This is a genomic window from Methylobacterium longum (assembly GCF_022179385.1).
Classification (GTDB): Bacteria; Pseudomonadota; Alphaproteobacteria; order Rhizobiales; family Beijerinckiaceae; genus Methylobacterium; species Methylobacterium longum.
On record NZ_BPQS01000002.1, the window covers coordinates 320,604 to 330,595 of the forward strand.

General features: G+C 67.0%; 10 protein-coding genes and 1 tRNA gene. 7 read left to right on the top strand and 4 right to left on the bottom strand.

Translation table 11 applies throughout. The features are described from left to right. Positions 1 to 78: 78 nt before the first annotated feature. Together MFF58_RS03335 and MFF58_RS03340 are read right to left on the bottom strand one after the other, a co-directional pair. A complete protein-coding gene (locus MFF58_RS03335; RefSeq protein WP_238285302.1) occupies positions 79 to 372 on the bottom strand; it encodes a DUF2218 domain-containing protein in 294 nt (97 codons plus the stop codon). A gap of 256 nt (positions 373 to 628) precedes the next feature. Beyond that, on the bottom strand, positions 629 to 2,080 hold the full coding sequence (locus tag MFF58_RS03340) for an FAD-binding oxidoreductase (protein WP_238285304.1): 1,452 nt from the start codon (positions 2,078 to 2,080) through the stop codon (positions 629 to 631). A 137-nt stretch (positions 2,081 to 2,217) separates the two neighbouring features. Here MFF58_RS03340 and MFF58_RS03345 point away from each other — a divergent pair, with 137 nt between their 5' ends. From MFF58_RS03345 to MFF58_RS03355, 3 genes are all read left to right on the top strand, one after another. Continuing rightward, positions 2,218 to 2,913, top strand: a complete 696-nt coding sequence (locus MFF58_RS03345) for a fumarylacetoacetate hydrolase family protein (RefSeq protein ID WP_238285306.1) — start codon at positions 2,218 to 2,220, stop codon at positions 2,911 to 2,913. Positions 2,914 to 2,929: 16 nt separating this feature from the next. Next, complete coding sequence (locus tag MFF58_RS03350) at positions 2,930 to 3,394, top strand: NUDIX domain-containing protein (RefSeq protein ID WP_238285307.1); 465 nt, start codon at positions 2,930 to 2,932, stop codon at positions 3,392 to 3,394. A 108-nt stretch (positions 3,395 to 3,502) separates the two neighbouring features. Next, positions 3,503 to 3,577: transfer RNA gene (locus MFF58_RS03355), tRNA-Gly, on the top strand. Between the two features lie 238 nt (positions 3,578 to 3,815). Here MFF58_RS03355 and MFF58_RS03360 read toward each other — a convergent pair. Further along, positions 3,816 to 4,583 (bottom strand): septal ring lytic transglycosylase RlpA family protein, encoded by a 768-nt coding sequence (locus MFF58_RS03360; RefSeq protein WP_238285308.1) that lies wholly within the window; start codon positions 4,581 to 4,583, stop codon positions 3,816 to 3,818. A 333-nt stretch (positions 4,584 to 4,916) separates the two neighbouring features. Here MFF58_RS03360 and MFF58_RS03365 point away from each other — a divergent pair, with 333 nt between their 5' ends. Continuing rightward, positions 4,917 to 5,219, top strand: coding sequence for a hypothetical protein (locus MFF58_RS03365; RefSeq protein ID WP_238285309.1), 303 nt, complete (start codon positions 4,917 to 4,919; stop codon positions 5,217 to 5,219). A gap of 106 nt (positions 5,220 to 5,325) precedes the next feature. Here the strand turns inward: MFF58_RS03365 and MFF58_RS03370 are convergent, their stop codons facing one another. Beyond that, positions 5,326 to 5,622 (bottom strand): hypothetical protein, encoded by a 297-nt coding sequence (locus MFF58_RS03370; RefSeq protein ID WP_238285310.1) that lies wholly within the window; start codon positions 5,620 to 5,622, stop codon positions 5,326 to 5,328. Positions 5,623 to 6,587: 965 nt separating this feature from the next. Here MFF58_RS03370 and MFF58_RS03375 point away from each other — a divergent pair. From MFF58_RS03375 to MFF58_RS03385, 3 genes are all read left to right on the top strand, one after another. Beyond that, positions 6,588 to 7,088, top strand: coding sequence for a response regulator (locus MFF58_RS03375; RefSeq protein WP_308445411.1), 501 nt, complete (start codon positions 6,588 to 6,590; stop codon positions 7,086 to 7,088). A gap of 947 nt (positions 7,089 to 8,035) precedes the next feature. Continuing rightward, positions 8,036 to 8,989, top strand: coding sequence for a class I SAM-dependent methyltransferase (locus MFF58_RS03380; RefSeq protein ID WP_238285311.1), 954 nt, complete (start codon positions 8,036 to 8,038; stop codon positions 8,987 to 8,989). 623 nt (positions 8,990 to 9,612) lie between these two features. Then, positions 9,613 to 9,992: helix-turn-helix domain-containing protein (locus tag MFF58_RS03385; protein ID WP_238285312.1), on the top strand; the 380-nt coding region annotated here is incomplete at its 3' end.

Sequence of the window (9,992 nt, forward strand, 5' to 3'; positions counted from 1 at the left end):
CTGCCCCCTCGGCCTGGTGCCGAGCGGGTCCGCCGTCATGGCGCGGGCCGCCAGCCCGCCGTCCGAAGGTGCTGCCGCCTAAGCGGCGCGGGACCAGCGGATATCGCCCAGGCTTTCGCGGAAGGCGAAGCGGGCCAAGTGGTCGGAGACCACGTTCTCGAGCCGGGTGAGGTTGACCGGATCGGTGCTGTCGATGCGCATCACCAGCGCGTCCGGCTCGGCGTCGAACGTGCAGACGCGGTCCTCGCCGAACGGCACGGTGCCGTGCATCGGGGTCGCCTCGACCTTGAACTTGTGGCTCCAGTGGCGGCAGAGCTGCTGCAGGTAGCGGCTCGCTTCCGTGGTCTGCACGCGGGCCTGTGAGGTAGGCATTCCGTCGGTCTCCAGAGGATCAGAAACAGTCTGTCGTGGACGGGTCGTCGTTATATCTCGCATCTGCGAGATAGGAAGGTCTCACAGCAAATGCCATGCCTGACGCTGACGAACTCGCCTCCGCCGTCACCGATAAGGGTCGGTTCGAAGCGTTAGCAGACGCTTAACGCTCGGCGCAGCCGTCGCGGAACGCGGCTGCGCGTGGCTGTCGTGCACCCGTCAGCGCGCCGAATTATGGCGCGCCGCACAAATTCCGTTAGGCCGGTGGTGGGGTCTCGCCCGCGGTCGGGCCGAGCACCTTGCCGGGATTCAACAGCGCCTTCGGGTCGAGGGCCGCCTTGAGCCGGCGCATGAGGTCGAGCCCGACGGGATCGCCGTAGCGCACGAGTTCGTCGCGCTTGATCAGCCCGACGCCGTGCTCGGCCGCGATCGAGCCGCCGAGGGCGTGGACGATGTCGTGGACGATGCGGTTGAACCGGCCCCACTGCGCCAGGAACTCCGCGGCTGGCATGTCTTCGGGCTGCGTCAGGTTGAAGTGGATGTTGCCGTCCCCGAAATGCCCGAAGCCGCAGGGCCGGAGACCGGGCATCGCCGCCACGCAGGCGGCCCCGGCCCGTTCGAGGAAATCGGGCAGGCGCGACAGCGGCACCGAGACGTCGTGCTTGATCGAGGCGCCCTCCCGCGTCTGCGCCTCTGGAACGCCCTCGCGCAGGCGCCAGAGCGCGTCGTCCTGCGCGCCGCTCGCGCCGAGCGCGGCATCGGCGATCAGCCCCTCCTCGATCGCTTGGCCCAGGGCCGCCTCCAGGGCGGCGCGCGCGTCCGCGTCCGGCCTCGCCGACGCGACCTCGATCAGCGCGTAGGCGCTGTGAGCCTCGGCCAGCGGACGGACCGTGCCGGGAACGTGTCGCAGCACGATGTCCAGGGCGAAGGGCGGCAGGTACTCGAAGGCCGTCAGGTCCCGGTCCAGGCGGGTCCGGAGGAACACGAACAGAGCGAGGGCGGCCCGGGCCGAATCCAGGCCGACGAAGGCGACGGCACTGGATCGGGTCTTCGGAAACAGCTTCAGCACCGCCGCCGTCACGATGCCCAGCGTGCCCTCGGACCCGATAAAGAGCTGCTTCAGGTCGTAGCCGGCATTGTCCTTGCGCAGTGCCTTGAGCCCGTTCCAGACCCGTCCATCCGCCAGGACCACTTCGAGCCCGAGGACGAGGTCGCGGGCATTGCCGTAGGCCAGGACGGCGATGCCGCCTGCGTTGGTGCTGATGCCGCCGCCGATCCGCGCCGAGCCGCGCGACGCGTAGGAGAGGGGGAACAGCATCCCGGCCGCATCGGCCGCCGCCTGCACCTCCTGGAGAATCATCCCGGCCTCGACCGTGATCGTGGCGTCCACGGGGTCGACCGAGCGCAGCCGGGTCATCCTCTCCAGGGACAGGACCATGCCGCCCTGCGGCACCCCGGCTCCGGTGAGGCCGGTATTGCCGCCGAGGGGGACGATTGCGATCCCGGCCTGCGTGCAGGCGCGGACCGCGAAGCCGACCTCTTCGGTGGTCCCCGGTCGCAGCACGGCGAGCGCGGCGCCCGTGTACAACTTCCGGCTCTCCACGAGGTAGGGGGCCATGTCGGCCGGGTCGGTCACCACATGCCGTGGGCCGAGGCTGTCGCGGAGGGCGGCGAGCAGGGTGTCGAGTGAAGCCGGGATCGGGGTCATCGGTAAAATTTTGTAGGCCAGAGCGCGACGGTGGCAAGCGCCGGGATGGCGCGGGGCGACGCGCACCTTACAACGGTCTCGTAGAGGCCGGGGGACCCCCCGCCCGGCCCGTCGGACGATCCACCGCAGAGGCAGAGATGCTCTCCGTCATCCAGAACCCGCCCCGCATCGCGCTCCCGATCGTCGGCAGCAGCGATTTCTTTCCCGTCCGCCGCGTCTACTGCGTCGGCCGGAACTACGCCGCCCACGCCCGCGAGATGGGCGCGGATCCGGATCGTGATCCCCCGTTCTTCTTCATGAAACCCGCCGACGCGCTCCAGATGGTCGGCGCGGAGCCGACACCCCACGCCTATCCGCCCAAGACCCGGAATTACCACTTCGAGGTCGAGATGGTGGCAGCCCTCGCGGGCGGCGGCAGCGACATCCCGGTCGAGGGCGCCCTCGACCACGTCTACGGCTACGCGGTCGGGCTCGACATGACCCGCCGCGATGTTCAGGACGAGGCCAAGAAGATGTCGCGGCCCTGGGACACCGCGAAGGCCGCCGACGGCTCGGGACCGATCGGTGCGCTGCATCCGGCCTCCCTGGTGGGGCACCCGGCCCGGGGTTCGATCACGCTCTCGGTCGACGGCGAGACGCGCCAGAAAGGCGACCTCGCCGACATGATCTGGTCGGTGGCCGAGCAGATCGCCTACCTGTCGGGCTACTTCGCGCTGCAACCCGGCGACCTGATCTTCACCGGGACCCCGTCCGGCGTCGGCCCTGTCGAGCGCGGCCAGCGCATGGTGGCGGAAATCGCGGGGCTCGGGGCGATCACCCTCGACGTCGCCTGATCCGGCGCGCATCGGCATGCTTCTCGACCGGCCGCTGTTTCGGCGCCTGTTCCACCTCGGGGCGCTCGCGTCCCGGGGCATGACGCTCGGCGTGCGCGGCATCGCCATCGATCCGCAGGGTCGCGTGGCGCTGGTGCGCCACACCTATGTCGGCGGCTGGCACCTGCCCGGAGGCGGCGTCGAGCGGGGCGAGACCGCGCACGACGCCATGGTCCGCGAAATCCGCGAGGAGACGGGTATCGTCCCTCAGGGGCCGCTGCGCCTCCAAGGGCTCTACCGGAACGTCGTCGCCGCACCGCGCGACCACGTCGCGCTGTTCGTGGTCTCAAGCTTCACGATCCCCAAGCCCAAGCAGCCGGACCGGGAAATCGCCGCGTGCGCGTTCTTCCCGGCCGACGCCTTGCCGGAGGGAACCACCCGCGGGACGCGCGCCCGGCTGGATGAGGTCCGTCTCGGCCGCCCCTCGGATCCGAATTGGTGAAACGTCGCGACGGGCGAAAGAGACGCTTGCAACGCCCGGCGGAATGGTGTTTAGAGAGCGCCGCCGGGGGCCGCCGGCACGAAAGTCCGGGCGGCGCGGCACTAGTGAGCGGGTGTAGCTCAGGGGTAGAGCACAACCTTGCCAAGGTTGGGGTCGAGGGTTCGAATCCCTTCGCCCGCTCCAGTTTTTCCAACCATACGAACGACAAAGGCCGCGCATCCGCGGCCTTTGTCGTTTCTGGCGGGACACGGATGTCGCGGGGGGCGACGATCCGGGATGTGGTGCCCCGGCAGCAGGTGCTCGCCCCAGCGGGATCGTCGTCGGCTCCCGTGAGCGACCGCAGAATCGCGCTCGGAAGGTCCGGTTCAGCCGCGACAGGCCGGACGCATACCGGTTCCGGCTGCCCGCACATCCAGCCGCATCAATCCACCGTGTACAGGGCGACCAATCCGATCCCGGCAATCCCGAGTTGGCGAGCGCTGGCCCGCGACAGATCGATCGCGTAGCTGCGCCGAGCCTTCGTGCGCTCATTCGTCCGGTCGGTGATGCGGACGACCACCGACCTGCCGTTGCGCTTGTTGACGACCTTGATCTTGGTTCCGAACGGCAAGCTGTGATGGGCCGCGGTCAGCCGGTTCGGATCGTATGTCTCGCCATTCGCGGTCCGGCCGGGATGTTGGTACCAGCTGGCCCGACCAGTTCCGATCAACCGGTTGGTCGCGACGGGTGCCTCTCGTGGTGGCGCGGCGCGCAGATCCGCCACCGTGGCCGTCGTCTCCGGCTCGTGCGCCGTTGATTGCGTCTGCCCCGCCCGGCCCGCGGATATGCCGTCCCGCGCCGAGATCGCATCGACCCCTCGGCCGAAGCGTCCCATCAGGCCGGCCAGCCGCCGGCTTGGCAGATCGTCCGAAACAGGCAGCACGGCCTCCGCGGATCCGACGTCGAGCGATGGTTCGGTTGAAGCCGTATCCGGAAATGCAGATGGAAGCGGCGGAAGTCTCGACGTGAACTGTCTGTACGTGAAGACCGGTGCTTCGCGTTTCAGAGGAGCCGGATCATCCTGCGCGTCGATGCTGTGGGACTCGAATGCCCGGGCGTTTTCTGTCGAGGAGAGAAGCACGGAGACGACGGAGGTGACGAGCAGAGTGCGAGCCAGCCACTGCCGATCTCGGTCGGCCTGCCTGATCATAGGATCCATCCGTGATCGCCCGATTTCATCGGATGCATAAATCACGTGCCGACATTCAGTTCCTGACAACTGATAAAGGCATCATAAAAAGCGGCGTGAATTCTATATTTGCGACCAGAACCGGACCTCACTGTTCTCGCCGGGCGGTGTCGGGGGGGGCGCATCGCGTACGAGAATCCCGCGAGGGACCGAAGCGGTACGGCCGCATGTCGCGCGCGACGGAAAATTGCAGGCTCCGTCATCGCAGCGGCGAGCCTAGGTCGGCGCCAAGCCCCCTTGAACTTCGCGGTGCCTCGACCGTTACGAGGCCACAGCTTTGACATGGACAATGCGATGACCCGGACCAAACTGGCGCTCAGCGGCATCGTGGGACTGCTCCTGGCCGGCCCGGCTGCCGCTCAGGTGGTCACGGGAGGCGCGGGCAACACCGGCGTGGCTCCGCCGCCCGGAACCGGCGGCGTCGGCCAAGGCGCCCGCGATCTCGGCCCCAGCCCGATCACCCGGGGCAACGAGGCAAACCCGAGCAACTCGTCGGTACCCGGCACAACGCCGGACGTGAATATCGGCGGCACCCCGACCGGCGGACCGCCCGGCACGGGCGGCTCATCGGGCGGACCGTCGCTGACGGGGCGGTAGGCCGGTCGCCGCTGCCGTCTTCGCCGGGATGGGTGCGCACGTCCGGCAGCCGGTCCGATCCGGCCGGATCCACGCCTCGATCGGCATCGGACTTACCAGACGGACCTCATCCTTCGCGTTCTGAAGGCTCATGGCTCGGGCGTCGCGCCGGATCGGAGATGCGGGATCGTCCCGCCCGCCGGTGCGTCCGGCGCGCCACGACGAACACCGTCGCGATCCAACTCGCCTCCAGGATGCAGACCATCACGACGGTGTCCGACAGGACTTCACCGAGCGGCTGCCCCCTCAACGCGCCTGCGACGCCCGCCGCCACCGCAACCAGCGTCACGATCGGGACGAGCAGGTACCACGTCAGCAGCACGCCGCAGGCAACTCCGAGCAGCGCAATCAGCACATATCCCATGGGTCACACCGTTTTGCGCCAACTGCTTTAACGCGAATAAGAGCTTCTAAGCTACAACGATAAGCTGCGCCAAACGATGCTGAGCAAGTCGCGACAAAAGCGTCATTTCGTAGCCGCAACGCGTTGGAAAAATTTTGTATGCGGATCCAATCAACCCGCATCATGATCAGTATGACTTGAATTTAATTGTAAGATAGTACGCGACGAGGCTGAATATCAGCGCCCAGAGAATTCCGATCCCGCCGAGTAGGAGCAACCGGCGAACCGACATAGACACATTTCGGAACGCCTCATCCTTCTCGCTTCCATGACGTGGGAAGCGCAGGTTGAGCAATCTGCGGATCGGATCGAGCGCGCGCCACATCGTCTGTATCACGACGGAAGAAGTCTCCCTCGTATCTTCAACGGCCGCGTCGAAGATCGGTCGCACTACGCAGATCGATGGGAATTCACGATGCAAACAGCCTAGAAAGCTGCCCGGATGGGGCATGGCGACTGAGACGCGCCGCTGGCGCGTACGGTTGCAGGGCCAATTCGCCGACGGGCGCGCTGCGCGGATCCGAAGGTCCGGCCCCGGTGAGATCGGCTCCAGAGCTGGCCGGGGGCATCGACGATGCGCGGTCGGTGGCTTCGCGCATCATCGTGGAGCCTTTCGACTTCGTTCGGCCCGTGACCTCAGGCGGCGATGACGCCGCGGGGCCGGCGCCGCATCGTCGTTGGATCCCGGGTCGCGCCGGTCCGGGACCTGCACGGGCTCGCAGACCGGACCAGGGAGAATCCCGTCCGCCTCATGGGTGATGGACTGCGCGACGGTCGGGAAGGCTCACGCACCGGGGATCCGGCGTCGAGCATCCGCGGCGACCGCGACCGCCGCGGGTTTAGATCTTCGCAACTGACCACGGCGGGAGGGCGCTCGACGACGATCGAGCCGTACGTGGCATGCATGGACGACGCCGCCGGCGAGTATGCGCCCGACGCTGTGGTCGGTGACGACGATTCCGACGTCCTGCGGTTTCTTTCCCTGGCAGGCGATACCATCCACGGTGCCGGCGGAGTTAGCTTACCGCATCCCGGACGCGCCCGGAGGAACAATGCCAGCGCCCGCACCGCCGCCCAACGTCCGCCGCATCCTCGTCGTCGAGGACGAGTATCTCATCGCTGTCGAGATGAAGCGATGGTTGCAGGCAGCGGGATTTGACGTCGTCGGACCGGTGCCGAGCATGACTCAGGCTCTGGACCTGATCGAGAACCACGAGCTCGACGCCGCGGTGCTCGACGTCAACCTCGGCAATGGTGAGACGGCTCACCCCGTGGCCGACAGGCTCCGCACGCTCGGCGTGCCCTACCTGTTCGCCACGGGCGACGTGCGCGCGACCGGCGCCGCCGCCGAGCAGCACGGTCCCCGGCTGGAGAAGCCGTTCATCGCGCGCGACCTCGTGCAGGCGCTGTGCAAGCTGCTCCCTTGAGGGGAGCACGCGAAGCCGGTCCCGGCCGGCCGCGTAGGGATTCATCGGGCAGAAGGCGAGTGCGCCCGCTCGACCGTCGGACTTCGCTCTGGCTCGGAAGGGTGCTCCTGCCGGCGTTCAATCTGCGCGGGACACGTCGTGCTGCCTCCGAAGTTCCTCACAGAGTCAAACTCGCACGCGCTCGCCGTGAAAGGCCGACAACGCGTCAGGCGTGTTCGGCCAAGATCGAAGGGTACACGGGTTTCAAGCGACGGCGTTGCGATCGATGCGATCACTCCGAAGCCGGGACAAGCAGGTCCTCGCCACGGTCCGCGCGTGGGACGAGGACTCACCTCGGAAGGCTGCCGAGGCCTGTCCTGAACCGTCCCGGCGAGGGACGCCGTCACAACTTTGGCGTGTGACCCGCGATCGATCAGAATACGATCAAGTGCCGCCGATGCAGGAGGCGACTTCGCCGCCAGGGGCAGACCATGGCATCGGCGGTTGGATCTCGGGCCAGGCGCGCAGCCGATCCACCGGCAGGATGACATGTCCGGTCTCCCGGTGGCCGCGTTGCCGACGGCGACACCGCGTCTGGTGAGCGGTCTCGCGCAAGCGCTGGCGGTGTCCGAGGCACCAGAACCAACCGCGTTCGCTCGTTTGCGCACGGATCAACGGGTTGGGATGGATCGCTCCCGAAGCAGTCCAATCAGTGCTTCGTTCCCCCTGATCGCGTCCTCCAAGTCGCACGGGCAGACCGCACGGGCAGACCGCACGTGAAGGCCGCGCGTGCATCCCGTCGCGGGGTTCGTCGGCCCCGCCGGCATCCCGTCGCCGCCACCCCGAAAAGTGAGTTGCGCGGCAGTGCCGCTCATCGTGGATACCGGGGATCCCCGCGCTTACGTACCCCTCATCACTCGACTTACGGTTGTAATTTCGGCATGCTTCTCGTCTTTGGAGTGAGGGCCATGCTGAAGGATATGGTGCGTAGCGCCGGGCGACGGGCCGGCGTCGACATCTTTCGCGCCAGCACGGAGCCGTTTCGCTGGAGCCATACGGTCCACGACTACTATCCGATCGTACCCACTGCACGCTGGAGCCCCGGCACCCTCCCGCACGGGCGGCTCAGCGCCGTTCTGGCGCAGCAGACGGCGGCCTACGAAAGCTTCCTCGACGTGCTGGAAGCCCAGGCCGATCTGCTCCACGCGGTTCCGCACGCGGCCAGCGCCGACGATCCGTGCATGCCGCACTGGAACAATACGTGGTTCACGGCACTCGATGCCGCCGCGCTCATGGCGATGCTCGCCTGGAAGCGTCCGGCCCATTACCTCGAGATCGGCTCCGGGACCTCGACCTGTTTCACGCGCTACACCGTCGAGGCGCTCAAACTGCCGACGCGGCTTACGTCGATCGACCCCATGCCGCGCCTCCATATCGACCGGATCTGCGACGCGATCGTGCGCAAGCCGCTGGAAGCCTGCGACCTGAAGGTTTTCGACGAGCTGCGGGCGGGCGATATCCTGTTCTTCGACGGATCGCACCGCGTCTTCACCAACTCCGATGTGGCGGTGTTCTTCTTCGAAGTGCTGCCGCGCCTCCGGCCCGGTGTGATGGTGCACATCCATGACATCTTCATACCGGACGATTACCCGGTTGCCTGGAACCACCGGCTGTACAACGAGCAGTATCTGCTCGCGGCAATGCTGTTGTGCGGCCAGCCCCCGTTCCGGGTAAGCCTGCCGGTCACTTACGTCTGCAGGGACGCGGACCTGGGCGCCCGGGTACAGCGCATCTTCGCCGCCCGCGGCTCCCGCCCCGCCATACCGTTCCTCTATCCCAACGATGCCCGCGCGCCCGGCGCTTCGTTCTGGCTGGAAATGACCGGTCCTGCGGACGGATCGTCCGCGATCGCGGGATCCTGACGGGCGAAAAAGGCCGTGGCTTGGCCCGCGAACGAACCGGAACAGGCGGCGCGTCCAAGCCTCCCCTTCCGCTCCGTTGCGCCCAGGGTTGACCGTGTCGACGACACGGCCCTCCGTACTTCGCATCGTCGACACAAATCAGAATCCACAGCCCTCTGTTCGGCGGAGGACTGAACATTCTGGCGGGTATTCTAAAGATCAATGTAGGATCAGGTTCTTCACGTCTTGCTGCGCCTGCCATGTTCCAGCATCGTCCGGCAGAAAGGGGGAGACAATCCGATGCTGCCGCATGGTCTGGCGCCGCACAAGAATGTGCGGATCCAGACGGTCATCTGGGGCGTGCAGCCGCGCAACACATCGTGAGGACGACACCATTGTCGCCGGACTTTATCAGCGATCCGGAACAGCTAACGCGCTGACGATATTTGTTCTTCCCCGCCAGACCGACCGACGGTGCGAGGGCGCACCGTTCCGCATAGGCGCATTGTCGAGACACCGTCATCCCGCTATGTTGCGAACGCAGCCTAGGATTGTTCTGTGGTGCACAGCACAATCGCATGTTATCACGATCGGCGACTCTCACTGGGGGAGACGAGCCTTCTCGGCAGGAAGCGTCACTCGACATGACGATGGCCAACAGTCCGAAGCTCACGACGGATGCGGACCGCACGATCGGTGGTCTTGTGGCGAGCCTACGCAAGGCACAGGGGCTGAGCCAGACCGCCCTGGGTCACGCGCTGGGCGTGAGCTTTCAGCAGGTGCAGAAGTACGAGAAGGGGCGCAACCGGATCGGCGCGGGGCGTCTCCAGGCGATTGCCGACGTTCTGCACGTGCCGGTGGAGACGTTTTTCGTGGCACCGTCGTCGGGGGGTGACGAGGAGCCGGGGGCGCGGACGTTCCTCGAGGATCCGCAGGTGATGGAGCTGGTGTTGGCGTTCACCGGCATCGACGACGCGACCACCCGCGCCAGCGTGCTCTCCATCGTCAAGATGGCCGCCACGCT

Excerpts from the sequence above, each read along its gene's own strand:
- MFF58_RS03335 (WP_238285302.1), bottom strand. The coding sequence starts at position 372 with ATGCCTACCTCACAGGCCCGCGTGCAGACCACGGAAGCGAGCCGCTAC.
- MFF58_RS03370 (WP_238285310.1), bottom strand. The coding sequence starts at position 5,622 with ATGGGATATGTGCTGATTGCGCTGCTCGGAGTTGCCTGCGGCGTGCTG.
- MFF58_RS03345 (WP_238285306.1), top strand. The coding sequence starts at position 2,218 with ATGCTCTCCGTCATCCAGAACCCGCCCCGCATCGCGCTCCCGATCGTC.
- MFF58_RS03360 (WP_238285308.1), bottom strand. The coding sequence starts at position 4,583 with ATGATCAGGCAGGCCGACCGAGATCGGCAGTGGCTGGCTCGCACTCTG.
- MFF58_RS03340 (WP_238285304.1), bottom strand. The coding sequence starts at position 2,080 with ATGACCCCGATCCCGGCTTCACTCGACACCCTGCTCGCCGCCCTCCGC.
- MFF58_RS03365 (WP_238285309.1), top strand. The coding sequence starts at position 4,917 with ATGACCCGGACCAAACTGGCGCTCAGCGGCATCGTGGGACTGCTCCTG.
- MFF58_RS03380 (WP_238285311.1), top strand. The coding sequence starts at position 8,036 with ATGCTGAAGGATATGGTGCGTAGCGCCGGGCGACGGGCCGGCGTCGAC.
- MFF58_RS03350 (WP_238285307.1), top strand. The coding sequence starts at position 2,930 with ATGCTTCTCGACCGGCCGCTGTTTCGGCGCCTGTTCCACCTCGGGGCG.
- MFF58_RS03375 (WP_308445411.1), top strand. The coding sequence starts at position 6,588 with ATGCGCCCGACGCTGTGGTCGGTGACGACGATTCCGACGTCCTGCGGT.